The sequence below is a fragment of the Rhizomicrobium sp. genome, assembly GCA_037200385.1.
GTDB lineage: Bacteria > Pseudomonadota > Alphaproteobacteria > Micropepsales > Micropepsaceae > Rhizomicrobium.
This window is the reverse complement of sequence record JBBCGL010000001.1, coordinates 4446713-4472570: the sequence shown is the minus strand read 5'-3', so window position 1 is coordinate 4472570 and position 25858 is coordinate 4446713. Positions and strand designations below refer to the sequence as shown.

Genomic DNA, 25858 nt, shown 5'->3' with positions numbered 1-25858 from the left:
CCTACCGCCCGACGGTGGTCTGGTCCTTGTTCGGCGTGGGCGCGACGGGATCGCTGGCGGAGCCCTGGATGGTCTTGGCGTCCTCCGGATCGTTGAGCCCGCTGCGGAAGCTCTTGATGCCCTTGGCGACGTCGCCCATCAGGTCGGAGATCTTGCCGCGCCCGCCGAACAGCAGGACGACGACCGCGATCAGGATGATCCAGTGCAGCGGTCCGAAACTACCCATGAGATGCTCCTTCTCCCCGTCCGAACGGGTGGCCGGATGCGGTCCGGCGCGAATTCCTGCCTCTTAAAGACCCGGGCGGGGCGCAAAGGCAAGGCGGCACATCATATCGCGGCCGGATCGGACGACCAAATCTCGCCCTTGCGGCCGAAAGCGGCGGCAAGCTCGGTGAGGCGCTTGTGGACGGGATCGCCGCCGATGTCCTCGTTGCGCCGCGACAGGTTGAGCACGATCTTGGCCGGCGTCAGGCGCAGGCGGTATTGCGGCAGCGCCCCGGGCGAGGAGGCCGAGAGCGCGAAACCCAGCCGGCAGGCCAGGCCGATGACCAGGGCGCGTGCCTCGTCCTCGGCGTTGAGGAGTTCCGGGTTCACGATGTCGGGCGGGAAATCCTCGTCGCCGGAATAGCGGTGGAACACCGCCGAGGCGATCATGGCGCGGATGCGGTGGCTGGCGCCCGCGAAGGGCGCGGTCAGCACCTGCTTGAGGGCGCCCTCGGCGCGGTCGTCGGGGTGGCGGCGCCAGGCGATGTCGGAGAACAGGCAGGCGGCGAGGCGCACGCGGCGCAGCTCCGGCGTCTCGCCGGCGAACAGCACCGACATCCACTCGAACATCTCGAGCGCATGGTCCTCGTTGCGCGCGAGGCGGGCGTTGATCCCCTCGGCGAAAGCGATGAGCGGATCGAGCGCGCGCTCCTCCGGCGTCAGCCGGGCATAGAGCAGGCCTTCGCGCAGGCCATAGGCGGAGATCACGACCGATTTCAGGTCGCAGGCGAGCAGCAGGCGCTCGAGCACGATGGCGCCATAGGGCAGCGCCTCGGCGCGGCGCTTGGAGACGCTCTTCATCTTCTCGATGGATTTGCGCGACTGGTGCGCGAGCAGGTCGCACAGGCGCAGGGCGCGGCGGCGCGGGATCTCGTATTCCTGCAGCACCTTCAGCGGATAATGCGTCTCCTCCATGTCGACGCGGGCGAAGCTGCGCCAGATGCCGCCGACGGCATAGAGCGCGCTGTCCTTGAGGCCGATGAGATGCAGCCGCGCGAGATCCTCGTCGACCAGCTTGCGCGCCTTGTCGGGATCGCCCTTGGCGGCGTCCATCAGGCGCAAGGGGCCGATGGGCAGGGTGAAGGCGTCGCCGGTCTGGCCGTGGCGGACGCTCACCATGTCGAGGCTGCCGCCGCCGAGATCGGCGACCAGGCCGTCGGCATGCGGGATTCCCGCGACGACGCCATGCGCCGCGAGGCGGGCTTCTTCCTGGCCCGAGAGGACGCGCACCGGCGCGCCCCAGGCGGCCTCGGCACGGCGCACGAAATCCTGGCCGTTGGAGGCGTCGCGCGCCGCGGCGGTGGCGACCGCCTCGCGCGTCACCGTGCCCAGGCCGTCGGCCAGCATGCGGAAGCGCGCCAGCGCCTGCAGCGCCTGGCTGCAGCCCTCGGCATGCAGGCGGCCGGTCGAGACCATGTCGCGGCCGATGCCGCAGATCGATTTCTCGTTGTGCAGCGTCGCGGCGGCGCGGGTCTCGTTCTCGTAGACCACGAGACGGACGGAGTTGGAGCCGATATCGACCACGGCGAGCGGGCGGCGGCCCGACAGCTTCGGGCGCGGCCGGACGCCTTGCGGAGCCCGGGTCTCCGCGGACGGGGTCGAGGTGCCGCTCATGCTCAGCTCCGCCGCACGACGACGGCGATGGGACGCTGCTGCATCTTGAGGGCGCGGCCGCGGCCGGAGAGGGACGGATTCGTCATGAAGTAAGTATGCGCCGAAAAGGCGTCCGGCGACGAGGATTCTGCGTCGCGGATATAGGTTCCGTCGGCATGCATATGCCAGGACTGCGCCTGGTCCTTCAGCAGGGCGACCATGATCTGGTCGAGAACCTGTTGATGCACCGTGGGATTCTCGATGGGAACCAGCGCCTCGACGCGGCGGTCGAGGTTGCGCGGCATCCAGTCTGCTGAAGAAATGTAAACCTTGGCCTGGGGCGACGGCAGCCCATGGCCGGCGCCGAAGCAGACGATGCGGCCGTGCTCGAGGAAGCGGCCGATGATGCTCTTGACCCGGATGTTGTCCGAGAGGCCCGGCACGCCGGGACGCAGGCAGCAGATGCCGCGCACCACCAGGTCGATCTTCACCCCCGCCTGGCTGGCGCGGTAGAGCGCGTCGATCATGTGCGGATCGACCAGGCTGTTGAGCTTGACCCAGATCGCGGCCGGACGGCCGGCCTGGGCGTGCACCATCTCCTGCTGGATCGCGTCGATCAGGCGGCCGCGCAGGTTGACCGGCGAGATCGCGATCTTCTCCAGCGACACCGGCTCGGCATAGCCGGTGATGAAGTTGAAGAGCTGCGCCGCGTCGCGCCCGAGCGCCGGATCGGCGCTGAACAGCGACAGGTCGGTGTAGATCTTCGCGGTGTTGGGATGGTAGTTGCCGGTGCCGAAATGCACATAGGTGTGGAGCGAGCCGCTCTCGCGGCGGATCACCAGGCTGACCTTGGCGTGGGTCTTGAGCTCGATGAAGCCGTAGACCACCTGGACGCCGGCGCGCTCGAGGTCGCGGGCCCATTTGATGTTCGCGGCCTCGTCGAAGCGGGCCTTCAGCTCGACCAGCGCGGTGACGGACTTGCCGGCCTCCGCCGCCTCGATCAGCGCCGAGACGATCGGGCTGTCGGAGGAGGTGCGGTAGAGCGTCTGCTTGATCGCCACGACGTTGGGATCGGCGGCGGCCTGGCGGACGAACTGCACCACCGCATCGAAGCTCTCGAAGGGATGATGGACGATCATGTCCTTCTCGCGGATCGCCGCGAAGCTGTCGCCGCCGTGATCGCGGAAGCGCTCGGGGAAGCGCGCGACGTAAGGCTTGAACTGCAGGTCGCGGCGCTCGTCGAGGATCAGCTTGGTGAGGTCGGAGAGCCCCAGCATGTGGTCGATGATGACCATGTCGGGCGGATCGAGGTCGAGATGGTCGGCGATGAAGACGCGCAGATCGTCCGGCATCGAGGCGGCGCATTTCATGTGGATGACGTTGCCGCGGCGGCGGCGCTTGAGCAACGTCTCGAACAGCAGCATGAGGTCTTCGGCCTCTTCCTCGATCTCCACGTCGCTGTCGCGCAGGATGCGGAAGAGGCCCGAGGCGGTGGCGACATGGCCGGGGAAGAGCTTGTCGAGATGCAGCCCGATCAGGCTCTCGAGCGGCAGGAAGCGCACCGTGCCGCCGGCATCGGGCAGGCGGATGAAGCGCTGGAGCTGGGGCGGGATCGGGAGCAGCGCATTGACCTGCTTGCCGTCGCGGACCCGGGTGAGCTGCAGCGCGAGCGTGAAGCCCAGATTGGGGATGAAGGGGAAGGGATGCGCGGGATCGACGGCGAGCGGGGTGAGGACGGGAAAGACCTGCTCGCGGAAATAGGTCTCCAGATGCGGGCGGTCGGCCGCGCCCACCTCGTCCTGCTCGATGACGGCGATGCCGGCCTCGCGCAATTCCTTGCACATCGGAGTCCAGACCGATTGCTGGTCGTCGATCAGGGTCTTGGCCATGGCGTCGACCTGGGCGAGCTGCTGCGCCGGGGTGAGGCCGTCGGCCGACACGGTGGCGACGTTCTCGGCGACCATGCCCTTGAGGCCCGCGACGCGGACCATGAAGAACTCGTCGAGGTTCGAGGCGGAGATCGCGAGGAAGCGCACCCGCTCGAGCAAAGGGTGGCGGCGGTTGCGGGCCTCCTCCAGGACGCGGCGGTTGAAGGCCAGCCAGGAGAGCTCGCGGTTGACGAAGCGGTCGGGCGAGGCCGGGTCGATCGCGGGCTCGGGCGCCGCGACCTCGATCGGTTCGGGGACCGGATTCTCCGCCTCGGGGCTGACTTTAGGGTTTGACATCAGATGGTTACCGCTTCCCGCCGGGCTGCAGCCTAATGCTGCCGCGCAACCTTATCATGACAGGCCCTCGGCCAAGAGGTCGCCGACCAGCGAAACCGTGACCGGGCGCTTTTCCGCCAGGGCGCGGGCATCGGCCCGGGCGACGAAGTCGCGGACGGCGGCGGGCGACCGCTCGACGGAGTTCAGGATTCTCACGATCACAGGATCGGGCACGGCGAGTTGCCGGTCCGTGAACAATTTGCGGGTCAGGGCGGTCAAGAGCGCGTCGTCAGGAGCCCAGAGCGGGAAGGCCAGCAGGGCGGCGAAGCGGGATTTGAGGTCCGGCAGCGCGGCCGGCCAGGCGGCGGGCGGCTCCTTGGCGGTGAGGAGCAGCGGGCCGGGGTGCTGGAACAGGGCGAACAGGGCGTCCTCGTCCAGGCCGGGCGCCACGTCCTCGGCCAGCACGGCGCGGCCGGGTTCCAGCGCGGCCGCCGCGGTCTTGGTCAGGCCTGGCGCGGCGAGGACCAGGGCGCCGGCCGCCTTGGCCCAGATGCCGGCCAGATGCGACTTGCCCGAGCCGGGGGGGCCATAGAGCGCCGCGGCCGGGGCGGTCCAGCGCGGGAAGGAGTCGATGAAGGCGACCGCCTCCGCATTGGCCGGCGCGACGATGAAATCGGCACGGCCGAGGGCCGGCGGCGTCGCGAGCGGAAGGGGAAGCTGGGACGCCAAGGACGGTCAGGCCGGGCGGCGGCCGAGGAGGAAGGCCTTCAGCAGGAGCTGGCCGTAGGAGAACCACGACATCAGGGTGAAGCCGGCGGCGATGATGCCGGCCGCCTCGACCAGCACGCGCATGTCCGACTTCACCGTCAGCAGCAGCAGCACCAGGCCGATATAGCCGACCTGCACGATGGTGCTCGCCTTGCCGACGGCGAGGGGCTCCATCTTCACGGGCAGGGAGAGCAGCCGGGCGATACCGACACCCAGCACGATCGCGATGTCCCGGCCGATCACCATCGCGGTCAGCCAGAGCGGCGTGGCGCCGATCATGGTGAGGGTGACGAAGCAGGCGAGCATCAGCAGCTTGTCGGCGGCGGGATCGAGATATTCGCCGAAGCGCGAGACCAGGCCGTAGCGGCGCGCGAGGAAGCCGTCCAGCGCGTCGCTGCCGCCCGCGAAGGCGAAGACGAACAGCGCGGCGAGATCGTAATCGTGCAGCACCAGCCAAGCGGTGAGCGGCGCCAGAACGATGCGGACCGCCGTCAGGAAATTGGGGAAGTGACGCAGCAGGCCGGTCACGGCGAGGCCGAGGCGGTCGGCCGGGGCGGCGGCGCATACGCCATCTCCCAGCTATCGCCGGTCTTCGTCAGCGCGACGCCGACCGGCGCCAGCGCGGCGGCGAGCTGGTCGGTCGAGCCCTGATAGGTCAGCGTGATGTGGACCAGGCCGATGTCCATTGCCTGGACCTGCACGCCCAGGACGTTGGCGACCGGCGCGAAGGACGCCTGGATGGCGGTCCATTGCTGCAGCGAGTCGATATGGACATCGGCGGTGAGCACGCCGCGCGGCCCGAAATCGATCGCGGGCTTCTGGCGGTACATCTCCTCGATCGCATGCACCGCGGCATCGGCGGCGAGCGGATAGGTCTGCGCCGGGTTCTTGACCAGCGGCACGTCGACCGAGGTCTTCATCGGGGTCTCGGCCACGCCGATGCGCTTGAGCCAGACCTGCACCTTGCCGGTCATCTTGTCGGTGATCGAGGTCCCGCCCCTGGTCAGCGGGATCGCCAGCACCAGCACCGCTTCCGTCGCGTGGATGCGGGCGGCGACGATCTGGACGTCGGCCCAGTTGGTCGCGTCGAATTGCAGCCGGCCCAGCGCCTTCACGTCGGGCGCATCGCCCGTCGGCACCGCGAACGGCACCGCCGTGCCGGTGAAGCGCGGGCTGGAGAAGGCGCTCGACCAGGGCGAGGCGCGGTCGAAATTCGGCGACATCGGGATCAGCAGGATGCGGCGGCCGCCGACGGCGAGACGATAGGACGGCGAGACGGTCGCCATGACCCGGGCCACGGCCTCCGGGCTGAAGATATAGGTCACGTCGGCGACGTAGCGGGTGGTCGAGCGCTTCTCATGCGTGACGGTGAAGCCGCGCGCGAGACGGGCAAGCGCATCGGCATCGAGCCTGGGCTGCTTGGCCCAATCGGACTGCTTGGCGATCCGCTTGAAGAGGACGTCCCAGGCGCGCGGGCGGCCTTGGGCGATGGCGGTGGTCTGGGCCACCGTCGCGGAGGCGCCGGTCGCGTCGACATGGATGCCGCTGACCGTATAGGTCGGATCGGCGGCTCCGGCAGCCGCGGGCACGACGAAAAGGACGGCCAGCGCCAAGGCGGAAGCGAGCCGGGTGAAACCCTGTGACATTTGGAACCTTGATTGCCCGTCCAGAGTATAAAGCGCGGGCCCTGCCCACGGAAGCGCTCACTAGCGCATAAAAGCGGCAAAGGCACGGCGCCCTGGCCGTGCCTTGCGAGAAGCGGAGCGCTTGCCGTAAACGGGGCGGCAGATTTCCGGCGGCGATTCAAGATGAGCGACAAACCCGGCCGCAACGGTCTGACCTACCGGGACGCGGGCGTCGATATCGATGCCGGCGAGGCGCTGGTGGCGCGAATCGCTCCAGCGGCGAAAGCGACGCGGCGGCCGGGCGCGGATGCGGATCTCGGCGGGTTCGGCGGGCTGTTCGACCTGAAGGCGGCCGGATTCAAGGATCCGGTGCTGGTCGCGGCGACCGACGGGGTGGGAACCAAGCTGAAGATCGCGATCGACACCGGCCTGTTCGCGGGGATCGGCCAGGACCTGGTCGCGATGTGCGTCAACGACCTCGTGGTGCAGGGCGCCGAACCGCTGTTCTTCCTCGACTATTACGCGACCGGCAAGCTCAATGTCGACGACGCGGCGGTGGTGATCGAGGGGATCGCGCGGGCCTGCACGGAATCGGGCTGCGCGCTGATCGGCGGCGAGACGGCGGAGATGCCCGGGCTCTATGCCAAGGGCGATTTCGACCTCGCGGGATTTTCCGTCGGCGCGGTGGAGCGCGGCCATGTGCTGCCCAACCTCAAGGCGATGAAAGAAGGCGACGTGGTGATCGGCATCGCGTCGAGCGGGGTGCATTCGAACGGCTATTCGCTGGTGCGGCGCGTCGTGGGCGATGCGGGGCTCTCCTATGATGCGCCGGCGCCGTTCGACGCCGCGCACAGCCTGGGCGAGGCGCTGCTGGGGCCGACGCGGCTCTATATCAAGAGCGGGCTGGCCGCGATCCGCACCGGCGGCGTGAAGGGTTTCGCGCACATCACGGGCGGCGGGATCACCGAGAATCTGCCGCGCGCCCTGCCCGAGGGGCTGGACGCGCAGATCGACCTGTCGTGCTGGACGCCGCCGCCGGTGTTCGGCTGGCTGGCGAAGCAGGCGGGGATCGCGGAGCGCGAGATGCTGCGCACCTTCAATTGCGGGCTCGGCTTCATCGCGATCGTCGCGGCGGAGCAGTCGGGGCATGTGATCGACGCGTTCCAGGAAGCCGGCGAGCAGGCCTGGCGCATCGGCGCCCTGGTGCGCGGCGACGGCGAGGCGAAGGTGGTTTATTCGGGTGCGCTGAAGCTGTGAGTGTCGTGCGCGCGGCCTCCCCGCAAGAGGAAGGTGAAAGGCGCCTTTCGGGTGGGGGGAAGCCGCTCGTGACGCCGAAGAAACCCACCGCCATCCTGATCTCCGGCAACGGCTCGAACATGATGGCGTTGATCGAGGCGGCGCGCGCCCCGGGTTTTCCGGCGCAGGTCGCGCTGGTGATCTCGAATGTCGAGAGCGCCGCGGGCGTCGAGAAGGCGCGCGCGGCGGGCGTGCCGGTGACGATCCTCTCGCACAAGGGGTTCGCCGGCCGCGAAGCGTTCGACATGGCGATCGACGAGGCGCTGACGGCGGCGGGCATCGCGCTGGTCTGCGAGGCCGGCTTCATGCGCATCCATTCGGACGGCTTCACGCGCAAATGGGAAGGGCGGTTGCTCAACATCCATCCCTCGCTGCTGCCGGCGTTCAAGGGGATAAGAGTGCATCAGCAGGTGCTGGCGGCCGGCGTTCCGGAAAGCGGCTGCACCGTGCATTTCGTGGTGGCGGAGCTCGACAGCGGCCCGATCGTCGCGCAGGCGCGCGTGCCGGTGCTGCCGGGCGACACGGTGGAGACGCTCGGCGCGCGGGTGCAGGTCGAAGAGCACCGGATCTATCCGCAGGCGCTGCGCGACGTGGCGGCGGGGCGGGTGGTGCTGCGCGATGGGCGGGCGGTCACGCTTTGAAAACTCCGCTGTCATCCCCGGCAAACTCCGTTGTCATCCCCGGCTGAGCGATGCGCAGCGGCGTGAGGGGACTGCGTAGCGACAGCGTACGCAGACCCAGGCGGGAAAGACCGTGACGGTGTTTGCCGCCTGGGTCTGCGTACGCTGTCGCTACGCAGTCCCCTCACATCGCGCGCAAGCGCGCGATGTTCGCCGGGGATGACAAGGGTGTGTTCTGCCCCTGCAGCTTCTGCGCCGTAGCGAGGTTGCGCGTGGTGCCGGTCCACGCCGCGCCCGGCGCGCGCACGGCGAAGACGCCGGGCACCTGCTTGCGCTCGGCATAGGCGCGCACCAGTTCCTTGCGGCGGACTTGTCCATCACCCCACGCCCGACAGTTGGCGCGAGACCTCCCACAGGCGCGCGGCCGTCGCGTCGTCCTGCGCCGCGGCGGTCGGCTCGTCGATCTTGCACTTGTAGAAATACTTGCCGCTGATCGTCGCGACGTCGGGCGACGACGCGAGATGGATGATGGTCTTGGCGCCCTCCTCCGGCGAGATGCCGAAAAGCATGATGACGCGCTGCAGGCCCTTCATGAAAACGTTGTTGGCGTTGTTGAGGCCGAAGCGGGTGCCGACGAAGCCGGGATGCAGGCAGTTCGCCGTGACGCCGCTGCCGTCGAGGCGCTTCGCCAACTCCCGCGTAAAGAGGATGTTGCAGAGCTTCGACGTACCATAGGCGCGCCCGACGCCGAAGCCCTTTTCCAGCTGCAGATCGTCGAAGTCGAGCTTGCCGGCCTTGTGCGCGTCGGACGCGGTCGAGACGATGCGGGCGCCCGGCGTCGCCTTGAGATTGGGCAGCAGGATGTTGGTCACCACGAAATAGGCCATGTGGTTGGTGGCGAAGGTCATCTCCAGGCCGTCGGCGCTGAGCTTGCGCGACAGGAACACCGCGCCGGCATTGTTGACCAGCACGTCGATGCGCGGCTCGGCGGCCGCGACCTCGCCCGCGACCCGCTTCATCTCGGCGATCACCGAGAGATCGGCGAGGTGCGACGCGTGCTGCGCCGACGGGTTGGCGGCGCGCAGCTTCGCCAGCGTCGCGTCGGTGCGGGCGCGGTCGCGCGCGATCAGGACGATGCGGGCGCCCTTCTCCGCCAAGCGGATGGCGGCGACTTCGCCGATGCCCGAAGTGCCGCCGGTGACGACGACCGTCTTGCCTTGCATGCGGTGCTCTCCCGTTACGGCGCGAGGCGCGGCGCCCGCACGTCCCGGCCGTTCTGATGCAGTATCTGCGCGACCACCGCGCCCGATGCGTCGCGCTCGAAATCGATGGTCGCGTCGACCACCTTATAGAAGAACTTGTCGCGGGCGGCGGGAAAAACCGGCAGGGCCGGCTGGCCGGTGAGCTGCACGAAGAGGCCGCCGTCCCGCACCGTCACGTCGAACACGCGCCCGGGGGCGAACTGGTAGCGGCCGACATAGCCGGCGAGGGTCGCCGCATCGAGGGTCACGACCGGCGGGTCGGGGAGGCGCGGCGCGATGCGGTCGCCGTTCTGGTGCAGCACCAGGCCGGCGACGCGGCCCTGGGCGTCACGGGTGAAGCTGACGGAGATGCCGCCGACGCGCGCGACGAACTCGTTGCGCGCGGTCGGATAGAGCGGGAACGGCCCCTGCCCCGTCGCCTGGGCGAAGAGCTGGCCGTCGCGCGGCGCGACATTCAGGACGAAGTTGGGCTCGAGCTGATAGCGGCCGGTGTATTGCTCCAGTTCGGCGGGCGCGAGCGTGATGGACTTTTGCGCCGGCGCGAGCGGCGCCGAAGGATCGAGCGCGGCGAACGCCAGATCCTCGACTTCGACGGCCATATTGGTCAGCACCACGATGCCGCGCGTGCCGTCGGCGGTGAAGGCGATGACGCCGGCATAGCCGCCGGTCATGCCATTGTGCCAGACAACCGGGCCGGCGCCGGTCGTGCGGGTCATCCAGGCGAGGCCGATGCGCTCGCCGGGCGGGCCGTCGGTGCGCGCGGCGTGGGCCAGCGTCATCGCGGCCGACAGCGGCGAAGCCTCGCCCATATTGGCGCGCAGATAGCGCAGCATGTCGTTGCCCGTGCTGCGGATGGCGCCGGCGCCGGCCAGCGCGCTCAAATCCCAGTTCGGTTGCGGCTCGCCCCGCATGTCGTGCCCCGGCGCCATGCGGGCGGCCTGCGCCGCAGAGGTCTCAGTGTCGGTATCGCGCATGCCGAGCGGCCCCAGCACTACCTGACGGAGCAGCGTGCGGTAATCGGCGTGGGCGTTCTGCGCCAGGGCGTAGCCGAGAAGGCCAAAAGCGAGATTGGAATATTCGTAGGACGCGCCGGGATCGCGCGGCAGCGCATAGCTCGCAAGAAAAGCCTTGAGCTGCGCGGCGCCGTAATCGGCATAGGGATTTTTCGGATCGGCTGGATTGAAATTGTCCGGCAGGCGCGGCAGGCCGGAATGCTGCGTGGCGATGTCGGCCAGGGTGATGGCCTTGCCGCCGCGCGTCGGGATCGTGAAATCCGGCAGCAGCGTCGCGACCTTGGCATCGAGGCCGAGCGTGCCGCGTGTCACCGCGTCGGCGAGGATGGTCGCGGTGAAGGTCTTGGTGATCGAGCCGATCTCGAACACCGTGTCGCCATCGGGCGCCTTGCCGCCGCCCAGCGTGCCATAGGCCGCGACCTGCGTCCGGCCGTGATCGACATAGGCGATGACCAGCGCCGGATATTGTCCGGCCGCGATCCGCGCCTTGACGGCGTCGTCGACCCGCGCCGGCAGCACACCCGCCGCGGCCGCGCCGGCGGCAAACAGCGTGAGGCCCGACAACACAAGACCGGCAAGGATTTTCGGCATGGGCATTCCTCCTCTGTCGCGGCTCAAACTACTCGGCCTTCAGCCTGTCCAACTCGTGGATACGGTTCTGCAGCCTGGCCGCGACCCACAGATTCAGGAGCAGGATGATGACGAAGACCAGCGCCATGATCATAGCACCAAAGACGATGATCAGGTGATCCACGGCCAGCGAGCGGCCCGGCGTGTGGAGCTGGAAATAGCGGGCGAGCAAGATCAGAGCCATGCCCGGCACGAACGGCGCCAGGTACCAGAGCCACACGGTGCGGAGCATCTCCCGCTGGCGCACCAATTCCTCGCGATGGAACGCGAGCAGCCCCGCGGCGGCACCGTCCGGTACCGTTTGCGCCCGGCCGCGCCGGTGGAGCTGCCACACCACGAAGAGCGTGGCGGTCACGATCAGGACGCTGCCGAGCTTCATCATCCAGCCCGGCATCTGCCAGGCGAGGACGCCGAACGCGGCGATCACGACAGCGCTGGCGATATATTCGCGCCTGTTGCGGTTGCGGACACGCCGCTGGAATTGGCCGGCGCGCTTGCGGATGTCGTCGAGCGTCACGGTGGTGGACTCCGTCTCCTGGTTCTGCCAGAGGGTCTTTGCGTCCTGAGAAGCAGAATCGCTCATCGGCTCGCTCCTCGGTCGTGAAAGCGTTTCGCCAGCACCGCCTTGATCCGGTGGATCTTGTTGGCCACCGCGCCGGCCGACAGGCCGGTGATCTCCCCGATGGCGGCGGCATCGAGATCTTCGAGATACAGCAGCATCACCTGCGCGTCGGGCGGCTTGAGGGCGCGGATGATCGCCATCAGGCGCTGGAGGGCCTGGTGCTCGCCCATCGCCTCTTCGGGACTGGCGGCTGCATCCGGCAGGTCGAGGTCTTCGAGACTGGTCAGCGCCGCGGTCTTGGCCCGGCGGCGCTGCAGCACGTAGGACGCCGCGGCGTTGTGGGCGACGCGGTAGACCCAGGTGCGCAGCGAACAGCGTCCGTCGAACGTGGCCAGGCTGCGCCACAGGGCGAGGTGAAGGTCTTGCAGCAGATCGCGCCGCTGGTCCGGATCGGCTTCATAGGCGCGCGCCAGCCGGCCCAGCGCCGGGCCGAAGGCGGCCGCCGCGCTCACATACCGCTCATCCTGGCTTGCGCCGTCCATCCGCCGTCAACCCGCAACCGCTCGTCCAAGGTAGACGAGCGGGCGGCGGACTTCTTTCAGGCCGGCGGGATTATTTTTCTAAGGGACGATATCGAGGCCGGAGAAGAAGAACGCGATCTCCTGCGCCGCGGTCTCCGGGGCGTCCGAGCCGTGCACCGAATTGGCCTCGATGCTCTCGGCGAAATCCTTGCGGATGGTGCCGGCGGCGGCGTTGGCCGGGTTGGTGGCGCCCATCACTTCGCGATTCTTGGCGATCGCGCTCTCGCCCTCCAGGCACTGCACCACGACCGGGCCCGAGGTCATGAACGCGACGAGGCTGGCGAAGAAGGGACGCTCGCGGTGGACGCCGTAGAAGGCTTCCGCCTGGGCCTGGGAGAGGCGGATGCGGCGCGAGGCGATCACGCGCAGGCCGGCCTTCTCGAAGCGGTCGACGATGGCGCCCGTGAGGTTCCGGCGCGTCGCGTCCGGCTTGATGATGGAAAGGGTGCGCTCGACGGGCATCAGTCACTCCAGATTGCGGAAAGCGCGGGCCTTATGCCGTGGCCGCGGGCCCGGCGCAAGCACCCTTCGAGGCTCGCTTCGCTCGCGCCTCAGGGTGACGATTTAGCTCAAGCGTCATGCGGAGGTGCGCCGCGCAGCGGCGCCTCGAAGCATGCTATACGCCGCCGCCATGCTCGTCATCGACAACGTCCTCGTCCGCATCGCGGGCCGCGAAATCCTCAAAGGCGCAAGCGCGAGCCTGCCCGCGGGGCGGCGCGTGGGCCTTGTGGGACGCAACGGCGCCGGCAAATCGACGCTGCTGAAGGTCATCCTCGGCCAGCTCCATCCGGACGACGGCGAGGTCTCCTGGCCCAACGCCTGGCGCCTGGGCGCGGTGGCGCAGGAAGCGCCGGGGACGCAGGTCAGCCTGCTCGACACCGTGCTCGAAGCCGATCCGGAGCGCACGACGCTGCTGGCCGCCGCCGAGCACGAGACGGACGGGCAGAAGCTGGGCGACATCTATCACCGGCTGGACGCGATCGACGCCTATACCGCGCCGGCCCGGGCGGCGGAGATCCTCGCCGGCCTCGGCTTCTCGGCGGAGGACCAGCTCAGACCCTGCGCCGAATTCTCCGGCGGCTGGCGCATGCGGGTGGCGCTGGCGGCGATCCTGTTCTCCGCGCCGGACCTTTTGCTGCTCGACGAGCCGACCAACTATCTCGACCTCGAAGGCGTGATGTGGCTGGAGAACTTCCTGCTGCGCTATCGCGGCACGGTGCTGATCGTCAGCCACGACCGCGACCTGCTGAACACCGCCGCCGAGTTCATCCTGCATCTCGAGCACGGCAAGCTGACGCTCTACAGCGGCAATTACGATACCTTCGTCGACACCCGCGCGATGCGCCGGGCGCTCGACGCGGCGCAGCAGAAGAAGCAGGACCTGCAGCGCAAGCATCTGCAGAGCTTCGTCGACCGCTTCAAGGCCAAGGCCTCGAAGGCGCGTCAGGCGCAGAGCCGCATGAAGATGATCGCCAAGCTGGGGCGCATCGAGATTCCGCTCGACGAGCACGTCGCGCCGATCCGCCTGCCCAAGGCGGTGGAGGCGGCGCCGCCGCTGGTCACCATGGACCGCATGGCGGTCGGCTATGAGCCCGGCAAGCCGATCCTGAGCAACGTCTCGCTGCGCTTCGATCCCGACGACCGCATCGCGCTGCTGGGCAAGAACGGCAACGGCAAGTCGACGCTGGCCAAGCTGCTGGCCGGCAAGCTTCTGCCGATGGGCGGCGAGGTCGTGTTCTCGCGCAAGATGATCCCGGGCTATTTCGCGCAGCACCAGCTCGAAGAGCTGCAGGGCGCGATCACGCCGGTGCAGACGCTGCAGAACATGCGGCCGCGCCTGACGGTGCAGGAGGCGCGCACCCAGCTCGGCGGCTTCGGCTTCGCGGCGGACAAGCAGCTCACCCTGGTGGGCAACCTCTCGGGCGGCGAGCGGGCCCGGCTGATGCTGGCGCTCGCGACGCTGGACAAGCCGAACCTGCTGATCCTCGACGAGCCGACCAACCATCTCGACATCGACGCGCGCGGCGAGCTGCTCAGCGCGCTCAACGATTTCGACGGCGCGGTGGTGCTGGTCAGCCACGACCGGCGGCTGATCGAGGCGACCGCGGACCGGCTGCTGCTGGTCGCCAATGGCGAGGTGAACCCGTTCGAGGGCGACCTCGACGACTATCGCCGCTTCCTGCTGGCGGACGATGCACCGCTGCCGGTGGCGGCGAAGGAGGAAGCCCCGCCGCCGAAATCGAAGGAAGAGGCGCGGCGCGACGCAGCGGAGCGGCGGCGCCTCCTCAAGCCGCTCAAGGACAAGGTCGATGCGGCGGAGCACCAGATCGCGGAGCTCACCGCGGAGCTCGCCAAGCTCGACAAGGCGCTGAGCGATCCGCTCCTGTTCACCAAGGATCCCGCAAAGGGCAGCGCGGTGTCGAAGAAGCGCGCCGACGCGGCGCGCAAGCTCGAGGCGGCCGAAGTGCGCTGGCTGTCGATGAACGAGGAGTACGAAGCAGCGATGGCGGTGGAGTAACGGTCTGGATCACCGGCGCTGAGGGAACGGCCGTGGCGGCGATTGCAAAAGCGGTGCGAACTCTGTCTGATCGAGACATCCTCAAAAGGAACCTTCATGACGCGCGCGATGCTGGCACTGGCTTTTTTGACGAGCGTCATTTTTCCGAGTGCCGGCGCTCTGGCGCAAGCGGCGGGACGGAGCGTTCCGCACGGCGTCTATGACTGTTTCGGCCCCTCCAAGGCGGGCGGCCGCAGCCCGGACAGCTGGGAAGGCATCCGCAGCGTCGGAACGCAGCTCGACGCGGGCGGGAAATTCTCGGTCCTGGGTCCGGACCTGTATCTCAGTCGCGGCGGAAAGACCGGCCATTTCCGCTTCGATGGGCATACGCTGAGCATGGTGGACGGACCCTATGCCGGTATCCGCTACCACAAGGTGTCGGATTGGTCGTTCCGCATGCTGCGCGCGAACGGCGACGAGGGACCGTTCATGTGTCCCATCAACGTCGCGAAGGACCCGCGCAACCCGCAAGCCTGGTAAGCCACGCGCGGCGCGTGCGCGGGCTCGGTGTGCGAGATTTCTTGCCGGCCGTAGAGGACGAAACCGCGATCGCGTCGGCGTTTCGCCTCCCCCTTGAGAGCGTCGCCACGCTGTCGCTAGCGACCCTCGCAAGGGGGAGGTGAAGCGGTGGGCTCACCGCGCGCCGCGGCGGGCGATGTCGCCCCATTCCTTCTGCGCCTTGCGGTAGCGCGCGGGGGCGCCGTCGAGGAGCTTGAGGATCTGGCGATAAACCGTCACGGCCTCGTCCCGGGCGCCGGTCTTCTCCAGCAGCAGGGCGAAACGCGCACGCGCCTCCTCGCCCGGATAGTAAGTCACCAGGCGGCGATATTCGGCGAGCGCTTCGTCGGTCTTGCCCTGCGCCTCGAGCGCGCGGGCATAGAGCAGGTGCGCCTCGGCCGAGGCGAATTTGGGATCGGCGGCCTGCAACCGGTCGAGGCTGTGCTGCGCCCCGGCGGGATCGCCGTTCAGGAATTGCGCCCGCGCCAGGCCGAGCAGCAGGGCCGGATCGTCCGCGAACTGGCCCTGCGCCGCCTCGCGATAGATCTCGACCGCGCCGGCATAGTTGCCGCGGGACACATATTCCTCGGCCAGGGCGCGCTTGGCGTCGACGGACCCCACCATCTCCACGGCACGATGCGCCTCGCGGAAGTTGCGGTTCGGATCGGCCATCTGCCGCATGTTTGCGCCGAGCTGGGCGGCGGCACGGCTGCGAAAAAGCGACGGCCCGATGACGGCCGCCAGGTAGATCAGGCTGCCGATCGCGGGCAGGAAAATGATGATGTAGACCCATGGGAAGACGTTGCCGGTGCGCACAGCATGCACGATGCAACCGCCGATGATCAGGAGGTAGACCAGCCCCGCGGGGCTTTCGAGATAGGCGAGCGGGTTCAGCAAAAGCGGCTCCGGGCTGCGATGGAACCATCAGATGGCCCAAGAGTCGCGCGATCTCAAGCCCACCGCCCCGCGGCGGTAAGGATGTGGCCGATCGCTTTTTGCTAAGCCCCCGCAATCCCTATAGAAGGCGGTTATGACAGACGACCGATTTTTCCGCCGCGCGGGGCCGTTCGCGCTTGGCGAGATCGCGGCCCATATCGGCGCCGAGCTGTGCAATCGATCCAGTTCGGATTTTGCGGTCCGCGACGTCGCTTCGCTGGAGACCGGCGCACCCGGCGACATCAGCGTCTTCAGCGACGCGAAATTCTCGACCGCCTTCGCCCATACCGGCGCAAGTGTGGTGATCACCGACCACAAGCTGGGCGTCCACGAGCACAACGGCACCTGGCTGCTGTTCGCGCCCAATCCGCGCCTCGCCTTCGCCCAGGTCGGGCACATGTTCTATCCGCCGGATACGCTGGTCGCGGGCGTGCAGCCGCTCACCCCTGTCCACCACACCGCCACGGTCGGCACCGGAACCCAGATCAGCGCCGGTGCCGTGATCGGCGCGCAGGCGCGGATCGGGGCGCGCTGCCTGATCGGGCCCAATGCGGTGATCGGCCATGGCGTGACGCTGGGCGACGATTGCGTGGTCGGCGCGAACTGCGTCATCAACTATGCCGTGATCGGCAACCGCGTCACCTTCGCGCCCAACGTCACCATCGGCAGCGCCGGCTTCAGCTTCGTGCCCAGCGGCAAGGGCCTCTTGCGCGTGCCGCAGCTCGGCCGCGTGGTGATCGAGGACGACGTCGAGTTCGGCGCCAATTGCGCGATCGACCGGGGCGCCATCGGCGACACGGTGATCGGCACCGGCACGATGTTCGACAACCTGGTGCACATCGCCCACAACGTGAAGATCGGGCATCACTGCCTGATCGCCGGCCAGGTCGGCATCGCGGGGTCGAGCGTCATCGGGCCGTTCGTGATGATGGGCGGCCAGGTCGGGGTCAGCGACCATCTCACCATCGGCGCCGGGGCGCGGCTCGCGGCGAAGGCCGGCGTCACCAAGGACGTGGCGGCGGGCGAGACGGTGGGCGGCTATCCCGCCATGCCGGTGCGCGAATGGCACCGCCAGACGATCGCGCTCAAGAACCTCGCGAGCCGGAAAAAACCTTAACGCGATCTCTTGGTACGGTTGCCGCCGCCCGTTCTTGCGGCGCGGGGAAAATCATGGCTTTGTCCGCCTGTCGGCGGACCATAGGGGGGATTCCGCCCAGCAAGGACAGGCGAACCCGGAACGAGCATGACGGACGATCGATTTTTCCAGCGTGCCGGACCCTTTCCGCTCGGCGAGATTGCAGCCCATGTCGGCGCCGAACTGGGCAATGAGGCGGATGCCGCCTTTCCGATCCACGACGTCGCGGCGCTCGACGGCGCGAACGACAGCGACATCTCCATCTTCAGCGACGCCAAGTTCGCCGCCGCCTTCGCGGCGACGCGGGCGCGGGTGGTGATCACCAACCACAAGCTCAGCGCCCATGAGCACAACGGCACCTGGCTGCTGCTGTCGCACAATCCGCGCCTCGCCTTCGCGCAGGTCGGGCACCTGTTCTATCCGCCGCCGCCGCTGGCCGAAGGGCTGCGCGCCGATCTGCCGGTGCACGAGACCGCGCGGGTGGGCGCCGGCACGCAGATCGGGCCGGGGGGCGAGATCGGGGCGCATGCCAAGGTCGGTGCCCATTGCGCCATCGGCCGCAATGTCGTGATCGGCGCGGGCGTCACGCTCGGCGACCATTGCGTCATCGGCCCCAACACCGTGATCAGCCATGCGATCGTCGGCAGCCGCGTGACCTTCGGGCCGAACTGCTCGATCGGCAATGCCGGGTTCAGCTTCGTGCCGAGCAGCAAAGGCCTGCTGCGGGTGCCGCAGCTCGGCCGCGTGCTGATCGAGGACGACGTGGAGTTCGGCTCCAACTGTACGGTCGACCGCGGCGCGATCGGCGACACGGTGATCGAGCGCGGCGCCCGCTTCGACGCGCTGATCCATGTCGGGCACAATGTGCGCGTCGGGCATCACTGCATCGTGGTGGCGCAGGTCGGCATCGCCGGCTCGACCACGATCGGTCCCGGCGTGATGATCGGCGGCCAGGTCGGCATCTCGGATCACCTGAACATCGGCGCGGGGGCGCGGCTGGCCGCGGGCTCGGGCGTCACGCGCGACGTGGCGCCGGGCGAGACGGTGGGTGGCTATCCGGCGGTGCCGGTGCGCCAATGGCACCGCCAGGTAAACGTGCTCAAGAAACTGGCAGAGCACAAAAAGGACGAGTAACCGCGCCGTTTCGCGCCGGTGCCGCGGTATGACCCCAAGCGTTAACGCGCGTTAGTGGAACGCGCGGTGCGACCGGCCCGTTGTCAATCCATGGAACACTCAGCCACAGACGAGGCAGACAAGTGCCGCAGCCTCGCGGCGCATATGCGGGTGGATGCGACGCGCACCACCATGCCGGGTTTCGTGGAAAAGCTCCTGCGCGGCGCGGAGGATCTGGAGCGCCATGCGAGCATGCTGCTCGCTCTGGGGCCCGATGGAGCGTCCCGCCACTGACAGGATCCTTCGACAAGCTCAGGACGAGACCGGAATTTTGGTTTTCACCCTAGGACAAAGCTCTCGGCTTTCGTCCTGAGTTTTCCCGAGGATGGCAGCCATTCATTCCTGCTTCTCGAACTTTCCGCTTTCGGATTCCTTCCAGTAGGTCACCGCATGGCCCGCCGCCTTCGCGTCCTTCCAGGCGGTGCGGGCCTTGCCGAGGGCCTGGGCGTCGCGGCCGTCGAACATCATCACGATCCGGGTGAGATCGTTCACCGCGTCCCATGAATCCGGCGTGGCGCCTCCGACGAGGAAGAGCACGTTCGCGCCGGACGGGTTCTCGTCCTCGACCGTGATCAGGACGGGCTGGCGGCGGGGATCGCCGTCACCCGACTGCGCGTGCGCGAGGAAGGTCTGGTCGTTGTAGGTCCACAGCAGGGTGTCGATCGCGTCGGCGCGTTCGGAGGATTCGGCGCGGATCACCGCGCGCCAGCCGCGCTCCAGCGTCTTCTCGATCAGGCCGGGCAGCACGTCGTCGAGAGCACGGCGCTCGAGATGGTAGAAGAGGGTCTCGGTCATCGCGTTCTATTCACCTCCCCCTCGCGGGAAGGTCGGAAATGCGGCGCATTTCCGGGTGGGGGCTGGTGCAGACGGAAAGAGCCCATCACCCGGAAAATCGCTTCGCGATTTTTCGGCAGCTCTAGTCCTCATAATTCTCCGCGACCAGCGCATTGAGGATCCGCACGCCCCAGCCGGTGCCCCAGCCCGGCGCCAGCGAGCGGGATTCGCCGTCCTGGAAGGCGACGCCGGCCATGTCGAGATGCGCCCAGGGACGCTTGTCCTCGACGAAGCGCTGGAGGAATTGCGCCGCGGTGATCGCGCCCGCATTGGGGCCGCCGATGTTCTTCATGTCGGCGATCTTGGAGCGCAGCAGCTTGTCATAGGCCGGACCCATCGGCAGGCGCCACACCGGCTCGCCCACCGCCTTGCCGGCGGCGACGATGCGGTCGGCGAGCTTGTCGTCGTTGGAGAACAGGCCGGCATGTTCCGGCCCCAGCGCCATGATGATCGCGCCGGTCAGGGTGGCGAGGTCGACGACGAAGCGCGGCTTGAAGGTGCGCTGGGTGTAGGTCAGCGCATCGGCCAGCACGAGGCGGCCTTCGGCATCGGTGTTGAGCACCTCGATGGTCTGGCCCGACATCGACTTGACCACGTCGTCGGGACGCTGTGCCTTGCCGTCCGGCATGTTCTCGACCAGGCCGATCACGCCGACCGCGTTGACCCGCGCCTTGCGCGTCGCCAGCGCCTGCAGCGTGCCGACCACGGCGGCGGCGCCGCCCATGTCGCCCTTCATGCCCATCATCCCGGCGCCCGATTTGAGCGAGAGCCCGCCGGAGTCGAAGCACACGCCCTTGCCGACGAACGCGACCGGCGCGTCCTTCTTCCGGCCGCCGTTCCACTGCAGGACGACGATCTGGCTTTCGCGCTCGCTGCCCTGGCCGACGCCCAGCAGGGAGCCCATGCCGAGCTTGGCCATCTGGGCTTCGCCGAGGATCTCGACCTTGACGCCGAGCTTGCCCAGCGTCGCCTTCACGCGGCGCGCGAATTCGGCGGGGTAGAGGACGTTCGGCGGCTCGTTCACGAGATCGCGGGCGAAGAACATGCCGTCGGCAATGGCTTCGAGCCCGGCCCACGTCTTCCTGGCGCCCGCCGCGTCCGGCGTCGCGATGGTCACCCGCCGCAGACGCTGCTCGTATTCGTCGAGGTTCTTGGTGCGGTAATGGTTGAAGGTGTAGCTCTTGAGGCGGGCGCCGAGCGCCAGATGCGCCGCGAGCTCGCCGGGCTTGAGCTTGCCGCCCTTGGGCACGTCGATCTCATAGGTCACGGCGGTGTCGCCGGAGCCGTTCAGGCGGCCGTTGATCGTGGCGCTGAGCACTTCGGCGGCATTGCCGTCGAAATCGCCCGGCTTGCCGAGGCCCGCGAGGACGATGCGCGAGACCGACAGGCCGGCGGGCGCGAGGATTTCGAGCACCTGGCCGGATTTGCCGGTGAATTTGCTGAATTTGAGGCCGCGCGTCAGGGCGCCGCCGGACGCCTTGTCGGCCTTCTGGGCGGCCGGCGTCAGGACGCTGCCATCGGACGCGCCGACAACCCAGGCGCCCGACGCGACGTTTTGGGGCGCGGCAAAAGACAACTGCATGAAATTTCTCCTGGATTCTTCGGGGATTCGGTCTGGCGCTGACGTGTCTTTAAGGGGTATTCAGCCCGTATGCGAGGCAGGCGCTGGCCTGGGCCGGGTTGCCGGACCGCCATGCGAGAATGCTAGTTTAGGGCGAATCTAGGAAGGGGCGAAAGGGCTTGCACGCGATCGTGCCGGCCCGGCGCTTGGAACGGCTGGAAGCGTGAAACTGCCGCGACTGTCGCTCTACCTGCTGGGCCAGCTTGTCGGGCCGACGGCATTGTTCGCCTTCCTGCTGACGGCCGTGATCTGGCTGTCGCAGTCGTTGCGCCTGCTCGACCTGGTGATTAACCGCGGCCAGTCGGCGCCGACGTTCCTCTATCTCACCTTGCTGGTGCTGCCGAGCCTGCTGGTCATCATCCTGCCGATCGCGTTCTTCGCCGGCACGCTGTTCGCGCTCTCCAAGCTCAACACCGACAGCGAGCTGGTGGTGATGGCGGCGGCGGGCTTCAGCCGGGCGCAGATCGCGGTGCCGGTGTTCATCTCGGCCGCGATCGTCATGGCGCTGACCTATGCCTGCGGCCTCTATCTCATGCCGGCGGGACAGCGGGCGATGAAGGACAAGGTGGTCGACATCCGCGCCGACATCGGCACCGCGCTGCTCAACGAGGGCGAGTTCAACACCCCGGCGACCGGGCTCACGGTGTTCATCCGCGAGCTCAATTCCGACGGCACGATCCGCGGCGTGTTCGTGCACGACAACCGCAACCCGATGCACGCCATCACCTATCTCGCCGAGAGCGGCCAGCTGGTGCAGACCGCGGGCGGCGCGCGACTCATCATGGTCGACGGCACGATCGAGGCGAGCAGCAATGGCGGGGCGCAGCTCTCGGTCCTGAAATTCCAGCGCTACGTCTTCGACCTCGACCAGTTCGCGGGACCGGCGCGGGCCACCGACCGCGCCACCTCGGAGCGTTATCTCTCCGAGCTCTTCCATCCCGATCCCGGCCTGTCGCCCAAGGTGCGCAACGCCTATATCGCCGAGGGGCACAACCGGCTGTCGCAGCCGCTCTACTGCATCGCCTTCGCGCTGATCGCGCTGGCCGCGATCCTGCGCGGCAGCCGCGCGCGCGGCGCCAATGCGCTGCGCCTCACCTTCGCCATCGTCGCGGTCGCGGCGGTGCGCATCGCAGGCTATGGCGTGCAGGGCCTGGCGGCGCGCGATCCGTCGCTGAACGTGCTGTTCTATGCGATCCCGCTGCTCGGCAGCGCGCTGGCGCTCGCCAATCTCATGGGCGCCGACCCGATGGCGTGGCTGCGCCGCCCGGCGCCGCTGGAAGCGGCGACATGAGCTGGTCCTGGACGCTCTACCGCTATCTCGCCATCCAGTTCCTGATCGGGATCGGGATCGTCTACGGCACCTTGCTGATCCTCGCCTTCTCGATCGACATCGTGGACCTCACCAACCGCACGGGCGGACGCGGCGTGCCCACGCTGGTGGTGATCGCGATGGCGGTGCTGCAGCTTCCCGACCTCGGACAGAAGATGATGCCCTTCGCGGTCCTGCTGGGCGGGGTGTTCGCCTTCGCGCGGCTGTCGCGCAACCAGGAGCTGGTCGCGATCCGCGCCGCCGGCATGTCGGCCTGGGATTTCCTGGCGCCGCCGCTGGCGGTGGCGGCGGGTCTGGGCTTCATCGTGGTGCTGCTGGTCACGCCGCTGTCCTCGCGCATGCTGGCGCAGTTCGCGGCGCTGGAGGCGAAGTACATCAAGGGCGAGGCGTCGCAGCTCTCCATCTCGCCCAACGGCCTCTACATGCGCCAGGGCGACGAGAACCAGCAATCGGTGATCCACGCGCTGCGCGTGACCAACCAAGGCGTCCATCTCGAGAACGTCCTGGTGTTCGTCTATCGCGGGCAGGACCATTTCAAGGGACGGGTCGACGCGAAATCGGCCGAGCTGCAATCGGGCGTGTGGAAGCTCAGCGACGCCTGGGTGAGCGGGGCGGAGGGCAGTCCGGTCTATCACCGCAGCTACGACCTGCCCACGACGCTGACCCCGGTGCAGATCCAGGAGAGCTTCGCGCCGCCCTACACGCTGTCGTTCTGGCAGTTGCCGAGCTTCATCCATGCGGCGCAGACCGCCGGCTTCTCCGCGGTGCGCTATGAGCTCTATTTCTACACCCTGCTCGCCCTGCCCGCGCTGTTCGCGGCCATGGTGTTCATGGCCGCGAGCTTCTCGGTGCGCGTCGGACGCAGCGGCGGGCTGATGCGCGTGGTGTTGATCAGCGCCCTGGCGGGCTTCGGAATCTATTTCTTCAGCGAGTTCGCCCGCGCCCTGGGGCAGAGCGGCATCCTGCCCATCGCGCTGGCGGCGACGGCGCCGGCCTCGGCCGCGATCCTGATCGGCATGACCCTCGTCTTCAACCAGGAGGACGGATGAGAGCGTTCCGCGTCCTCGCCCTCGCCACCGCCTTCGGGCTGCCGCTGGCGGCGCAGGCCGCAGCGCCGCTCGCCATCAGGGGCGACGTGCTGCTGCAGGCCGACGAGCTCGACTACGACGTCGACGCCCATATCGTCACGGCGCGCGGCCATGTCGAGATCGACAGCGACGGCCGCGTGCTGCTGGCCGACCAGGTGGCCTATGACGAAGTGCACGACAAGATGGTCGCGAGCGGCCATGTGAGCCTGACCGACGAACGCGGCAACGTCGCCTTCGGCCAGTACGTCACCCTGACCGACAAGATGCGCGACGGCGCGCTCAAGGGCTTTGCGGCGCTGATCGGCAAGAACGGCCGGATGGTCGCGACGAACGCGACGCGCAGCCAGGGCCGTTTCGTCGAGGCGTTCGACGCCGCCTATACCCCTTGCAAGATCTGCAACCAGCCCGGCCAGCGCACGCCGGTGTGGAAGGTGCGCGCGGCGCATGTCGTCTACGACCAGATCAAGCATCTCATCGTGTTCCACGACGCGGCGATCGAGTTCTTCGACGTGCCGGTGTTCTACTCGCCTTATCTGCGCGAGCCCGATCCGACGGTGCGCTATGCCAGCGGCATCCTCACGCCCGACGTGGGCAACTCGACCAATATCGGCTATTTCGCGAAGGTCCCGGTCTATATCGCGTTGACGCCGTCGAGCGACGCGACGATCACGCCGACGGTGTCGACGCGCGGCGGCGAGGTGCTGGCCGGCGAATACCGCCAGCGCTGGAACGACGGCGGCATGTGGCTGCAGGGCTCGATCGCCTACAATCCGGACGGCGGCCTCAGCGGGCAGCAGGGCCAGTTCTATTCGAGCCTGTTCGGCTCGGGCCGCATCCCGATCTCGGACGGCTGGCGCACCGGCTACGACCTGCAGCTCACCAGCAACGACACCTATCTGAAGCGTTACGACGTCTCGCAGCTCGACCGGCTGGTGAGCGACCTGTTCGTCGAGGACACCGGCGGGCGCTCGCGTTTCGCGGTGACCGGCTACTTCTTCCAGGGCCTACGCGCGACGGACAGCGCCGGCGTCATCCCCTTTGCGCTGCCGCTGATCGAGTACAACTACATCCCGACCGACAAGCTGCTGGGCGGACAGTTCCGCTTCGACCTCGACACCGTCGCGCTCAACCGCGACATCGGCGAGGACGATCAGCGCGCGACGGCCGAGATGCGGATGCGCTGGCCGACCGTCCTGCCCGGCGGCCAGCTCCTGACCCTGCAGCTGGATGCGCGCGGCGACGTCTATCATGTGAGCGACTCGCTCACGCCCGGCACCGGCGACCAGTTCATCAGCCGGGGCGTGCCCTACGCCGCGCTCGACTGGCGCTGGCCGTTCATTTCCTCCACCGGCCAGGGCCGCGCCTTCATCGTCGAGCCCATCGTGCAGGCCATCCTGCAGCCCTATGGCGGCAATCCGGCCGGCATCCCCAACGAGGACAGCGCTGCGTTCGAACTCGACGACAACAACGTGCTGAGCTTCGACCAGATGCCCGGCTACGATCTCGTGGAGAGCGGACCGCGCGCCAATATCGGAATCCATGCCCGCGCGGTGTTCCCCTCGGGCTCCGTCGATGCGGTGCTGGGCCAGACTTATCGCCTCAAGCCCGATCCGATCTTCGGACCCGATTCCGGCGAGCACGGCACTGCATCGGACATCGTGGGGCGGGTGAGCATCAAATTCCTGCCCTATATCGACCTGACCGACCGGATCGATATCGACCGCGACAACGGCACGGTCCGGCGCCACGAGGTTTACCTGACCGGAGAATTCGGGCGCACCTCGCTCCAGATCAGCTATGTGCAGCTGCCGGCGGAACTCCAGACCCTGGGCCTCGGCGAGCGCGAGGAAATCAATGCCCAGGCGGACGTCAATTTCTACCAGAACTGGCAGGCCTTCGGCGCCATAAGGCGCGACCTGCTGGCGGGCCAGATGCTCGATACGGAGCTGGGCCTGGGCTATGAGGACGAGTGCCTGGGCGTCTCCATCGCCTATCGCCGCAAATTCACCACCGACCGCGACGTGCCGCCCTCGACCTCGTTCATCTTGCGCTTCCAGCTGAAAACCGGGGATCAGCCGATCGCGCCGTTTAGCTTGTTCCCACAAGACGTCTTTTCGCGGCCGTGACTTTTTGCGAGGTTCCGCCGTCCTGCCGCCAAACCGGTCGTCCGTTCGGCTTGGCGGATTGCGCTTGGGGAATTTTTCCGTATTCTCCCCGCCGGTTCGGGGGCGAGCGCGTAAACCATTGAGATTGCTGCCGAAGGTCCGA

25 protein-coding genes are annotated in these 25858 nt (G+C 68.1%); 10 read left to right on the top strand and 15 right to left on the bottom strand.

Annotated features, from left to right (window positions below; genetic code table 11):
* Window position 1 precedes the first annotated feature (1 nt).
* The 6 genes from WDM91_21530 to WDM91_21505 all read right to left on the bottom strand — a co-directional run bounded on the left by WDM91_21530 (window position 2) and on the right by WDM91_21505 (window position 6475).
* Window positions 2-226 carry a twin-arginine translocase TatA/TatE family subunit gene (locus WDM91_21530; protein ID MEI9997192.1) on the bottom strand — a complete coding sequence of 75 codons (225 nt, stop codon included), beginning with the start codon at window positions 224-226 and terminating at the stop codon, window positions 2-4.
* Window positions 227-327: 101 nt separating this feature from the next.
* On the bottom strand, window positions 328-1878 hold the full coding sequence (locus WDM91_21525; GenBank protein MEI9997191.1) for a Ppx/GppA family phosphatase: 1551 nt from the start codon (window positions 1876-1878) through the stop codon (window positions 328-330).
* Window positions 1879-1880: 2 nt separating this feature from the next.
* Window positions 1881-4082 (bottom strand): RNA degradosome polyphosphate kinase, encoded by a 2202-nt coding sequence (locus tag WDM91_21520; GenBank protein MEI9997190.1) that lies wholly within the window; start codon window positions 4080-4082, stop codon window positions 1881-1883.
* Between the two features lie 54 nt (window positions 4083-4136).
* Window positions 4137-4790 (bottom strand): hypothetical protein, encoded by a 654-nt coding sequence (locus WDM91_21515; protein ID MEI9997189.1) that lies wholly within the window; start codon window positions 4788-4790, stop codon window positions 4137-4139.
* Window positions 4791-4796: 6 nt separating this feature from the next.
* The gene (locus WDM91_21510) at window positions 4797-5357 is read right to left on the bottom strand and encodes a CDP-alcohol phosphatidyltransferase family protein (GenBank protein ID MEI9997188.1); all 561 of its coding nucleotides are present in this window, start codon (window positions 5355-5357) and stop codon (window positions 4797-4799) included.
* Window positions 5354-6475 carry a hypothetical protein gene (locus tag WDM91_21505; protein ID MEI9997187.1) on the bottom strand — a complete coding sequence of 374 codons (1122 nt, stop codon included), beginning with the start codon at window positions 6473-6475 and terminating at the stop codon, window positions 5354-5356. The genes WDM91_21510 and WDM91_21505 overlap by 4 nt, the downstream gene beginning before the upstream one ends.
* 162 nt (window positions 6476-6637) lie before the next feature.
* Here WDM91_21505 and purM point away from each other — a divergent pair, with 162 nt between their 5' ends.
* The gene (purM, locus tag WDM91_21500) at window positions 6638-7711 is read left to right on the top strand and encodes a phosphoribosylformylglycinamidine cyclo-ligase (protein ID MEI9997186.1); all 1074 of its coding nucleotides are present in this window, start codon (window positions 6638-6640) and stop codon (window positions 7709-7711) included.
* A gap of 68 nt (window positions 7712-7779) precedes the next feature.
* On the top strand, window positions 7780-8391 hold the full coding sequence (purN, locus tag WDM91_21495; protein MEI9997185.1) for a phosphoribosylglycinamide formyltransferase: 612 nt from the start codon (window positions 7780-7782) through the stop codon (window positions 8389-8391).
* Between the two features lie 163 nt (window positions 8392-8554).
* Here purN and WDM91_21490 read toward each other — a convergent pair whose 3' ends face one another.
* The 6 genes from WDM91_21490 to ndk all read right to left on the bottom strand — a co-directional run bounded on the left by WDM91_21490 (window position 8555) and on the right by ndk (window position 12880).
* Window positions 8555-8722, bottom strand: a complete 168-nt coding sequence (locus WDM91_21490) for a hypothetical protein (protein ID MEI9997184.1) — start codon at window positions 8720-8722, stop codon at window positions 8555-8557.
* A 25-nt stretch (window positions 8723-8747) separates the two neighbouring features.
* Window positions 8748-9593, bottom strand: coding sequence for an SDR family oxidoreductase (locus WDM91_21485; protein MEI9997183.1), 846 nt, complete (start codon window positions 9591-9593; stop codon window positions 8748-8750).
* Window positions 9594-9607: 14 nt separating this feature from the next.
* Window positions 9608-11236 (bottom strand): serine hydrolase, encoded by a 1629-nt coding sequence (locus WDM91_21480; protein MEI9997182.1) that lies wholly within the window; start codon window positions 11234-11236, stop codon window positions 9608-9610.
* Window positions 11237-11264: 28 nt separating this feature from the next.
* Window positions 11265-11858, bottom strand: a complete 594-nt coding sequence (locus WDM91_21475; protein MEI9997181.1) for a hypothetical protein — start codon at window positions 11856-11858, stop codon at window positions 11265-11267.
* On the bottom strand, window positions 11855-12349 hold the full coding sequence (locus WDM91_21470) for a sigma-70 family RNA polymerase sigma factor (protein ID MEI9997180.1): 495 nt from the start codon (window positions 12347-12349) through the stop codon (window positions 11855-11857). Before WDM91_21470 ends, WDM91_21475 begins: the two co-directional genes overlap by 4 nt.
* Window positions 12350-12457: 108 nt before the next feature.
* A complete protein-coding gene (gene ndk / locus WDM91_21465; protein MEI9997179.1) occupies window positions 12458-12880 on the bottom strand; it encodes a nucleoside-diphosphate kinase in 423 nt (140 codons plus the stop codon).
* A 151-nt stretch (window positions 12881-13031) separates the two neighbouring features.
* Here ndk and WDM91_21460 point away from each other — a divergent pair, with 151 nt between their 5' ends.
* Window positions 13032-14936: an ABC-F family ATP-binding cassette domain-containing protein gene (locus WDM91_21460; GenBank protein ID MEI9997178.1), complete on the top strand. Its 1905-nt coding sequence runs from the start codon at window positions 13032-13034 to the stop codon at window positions 14934-14936.
* A 96-nt stretch (window positions 14937-15032) separates the two neighbouring features.
* Window positions 15033-15455 (top strand): hypothetical protein, encoded by a 423-nt coding sequence (locus WDM91_21455; GenBank protein ID MEI9997177.1) that lies wholly within the window; start codon window positions 15033-15035, stop codon window positions 15453-15455.
* A 153-nt stretch (window positions 15456-15608) separates the two neighbouring features.
* On the opposite strand, the gene WDM91_21450 is transcribed toward WDM91_21455, so the two are convergent.
* Window positions 15609-16370: a tetratricopeptide repeat protein gene (locus tag WDM91_21450; protein ID MEI9997176.1), complete on the bottom strand. Its 762-nt coding sequence runs from the start codon at window positions 16368-16370 to the stop codon at window positions 15609-15611.
* A gap of 133 nt (window positions 16371-16503) precedes the next feature.
* Between WDM91_21450 and lpxD (WDM91_21445) the strand changes: the two genes are divergently transcribed.
* The 3 genes from lpxD (WDM91_21445) (at window position 16504) to WDM91_21435 (ending at window position 18951) form a co-directional block, all read left to right on the top strand.
* Window positions 16504-17526, top strand: coding sequence for a UDP-3-O-(3-hydroxymyristoyl)glucosamine N-acyltransferase (lpxD, locus tag WDM91_21445; GenBank protein MEI9997175.1), 1023 nt, complete (start codon window positions 16504-16506; stop codon window positions 17524-17526).
* A 126-nt stretch (window positions 17527-17652) separates the two neighbouring features.
* Window positions 17653-18678: a UDP-3-O-(3-hydroxymyristoyl)glucosamine N-acyltransferase gene (lpxD, locus tag WDM91_21440; protein ID MEI9997174.1), complete on the top strand. Its 1026-nt coding sequence runs from the start codon at window positions 17653-17655 to the stop codon at window positions 18676-18678.
* Between the two features lie 90 nt (window positions 18679-18768).
* Entirely contained in the window at window positions 18769-18951 is a 183-nt protein-coding gene (locus tag WDM91_21435) for a hypothetical protein (protein MEI9997173.1), read from the top strand.
* A 102-nt stretch (window positions 18952-19053) separates the two neighbouring features.
* Here the strand turns inward: WDM91_21435 and WDM91_21430 are convergent, their stop codons facing one another.
* Window positions 19054-19512, bottom strand: coding sequence for a DNA polymerase III subunit chi (locus tag WDM91_21430; GenBank protein ID MEI9997172.1), 459 nt, complete (start codon window positions 19510-19512; stop codon window positions 19054-19056).
* A 121-nt stretch (window positions 19513-19633) separates the two neighbouring features.
* Window positions 19634-21133 (bottom strand): leucyl aminopeptidase, encoded by a 1500-nt coding sequence (locus tag WDM91_21425; GenBank protein ID MEI9997171.1) that lies wholly within the window; start codon window positions 21131-21133, stop codon window positions 19634-19636.
* A 202-nt stretch (window positions 21134-21335) separates the two neighbouring features.
* On the opposite strand from WDM91_21425, the gene lptF reads away from it, so the two are divergent.
* The 3 genes from lptF to lptD are packed head-to-tail and all read left to right on the top strand — an operon-like array spanning window position 21336 to window position 25716.
* A complete protein-coding gene (gene lptF / locus WDM91_21420; protein ID MEI9997170.1) occupies window positions 21336-22463 on the top strand; it encodes an LPS export ABC transporter permease LptF in 1128 nt (375 codons plus the stop codon).
* Entirely contained in the window at window positions 22460-23551 is a 1092-nt protein-coding gene (lptG, locus tag WDM91_21415) for an LPS export ABC transporter permease LptG (protein MEI9997169.1), read from the top strand. The genes lptF and lptG overlap by 4 nt, the downstream gene beginning before the upstream one ends.
* Window positions 23548-25716, top strand: coding sequence for an LPS assembly protein LptD (lptD, locus tag WDM91_21410; protein MEI9997168.1), 2169 nt, complete (start codon window positions 23548-23550; stop codon window positions 25714-25716). Before lptG ends, lptD begins: the two co-directional genes overlap by 4 nt.
* Window positions 25717-25858: the final 142 nt, after the last annotated feature.

Coding starts and splice junctions, on each gene's coding strand:
- WDM91_21425 (MEI9997171.1), bottom strand. CDS start 21,133: ATGCAGTTGTCTTTTGCCGCGCCCCAAAACGTCGCGTCGGGCGCCTGG.
- lptD (MEI9997168.1), top strand. CDS start 23,548: ATGAGAGCGTTCCGCGTCCTCGCCCTCGCCACCGCCTTCGGGCTGCCG.
- ndk (MEI9997179.1), bottom strand. CDS start 12,880: ATGCCCGTCGAGCGCACCCTTTCCATCATCAAGCCGGACGCGACGCGC.
- WDM91_21485 (MEI9997183.1), bottom strand. CDS start 9,593: ATGCAAGGCAAGACGGTCGTCGTCACCGGCGGCACTTCGGGCATCGGC.
- WDM91_21435 (MEI9997173.1), top strand. CDS start 18,769: ATGGAACACTCAGCCACAGACGAGGCAGACAAGTGCCGCAGCCTCGCG.
- WDM91_21455 (MEI9997177.1), top strand. CDS start 15,033: ATGACGCGCGCGATGCTGGCACTGGCTTTTTTGACGAGCGTCATTTTT.
- lpxD (MEI9997174.1), top strand. CDS start 17,653: ATGACGGACGATCGATTTTTCCAGCGTGCCGGACCCTTTCCGCTCGGC.
- WDM91_21530 (MEI9997192.1), bottom strand. CDS start 226: ATGGGTAGTTTCGGACCGCTGCACTGGATCATCCTGATCGCGGTCGTC.
- WDM91_21520 (MEI9997190.1), bottom strand. CDS start 4,082: ATGTCAAACCCTAAAGTCAGCCCCGAGGCGGAGAATCCGGTCCCCGAA.
- WDM91_21505 (MEI9997187.1), bottom strand. CDS start 6,475: ATGTCACAGGGTTTCACCCGGCTCGCTTCCGCCTTGGCGCTGGCCGTC.
- WDM91_21525 (MEI9997191.1), bottom strand. CDS start 1,878: ATGAGCGGCACCTCGACCCCGTCCGCGGAGACCCGGGCTCCGCAAGGC.
- purM (MEI9997186.1), top strand. CDS start 6,638: ATGAGCGACAAACCCGGCCGCAACGGTCTGACCTACCGGGACGCGGGC.
- WDM91_21430 (MEI9997172.1), bottom strand. CDS start 19,512: ATGACCGAGACCCTCTTCTACCATCTCGAGCGCCGTGCTCTCGACGAC.
- WDM91_21460 (MEI9997178.1), top strand. CDS start 13,032: ATGCTATACGCCGCCGCCATGCTCGTCATCGACAACGTCCTCGTCCGC.
- lptG (MEI9997169.1), top strand. CDS start 22,460: ATGAGCTGGTCCTGGACGCTCTACCGCTATCTCGCCATCCAGTTCCTG.
- WDM91_21480 (MEI9997182.1), bottom strand. CDS start 11,236: ATGCCGAAAATCCTTGCCGGTCTTGTGTTGTCGGGCCTCACGCTGTTT.
- WDM91_21475 (MEI9997181.1), bottom strand. CDS start 11,858: ATGAGCGATTCTGCTTCTCAGGACGCAAAGACCCTCTGGCAGAACCAG.
- lpxD (MEI9997175.1), top strand. CDS start 16,504: ATGACAGACGACCGATTTTTCCGCCGCGCGGGGCCGTTCGCGCTTGGC.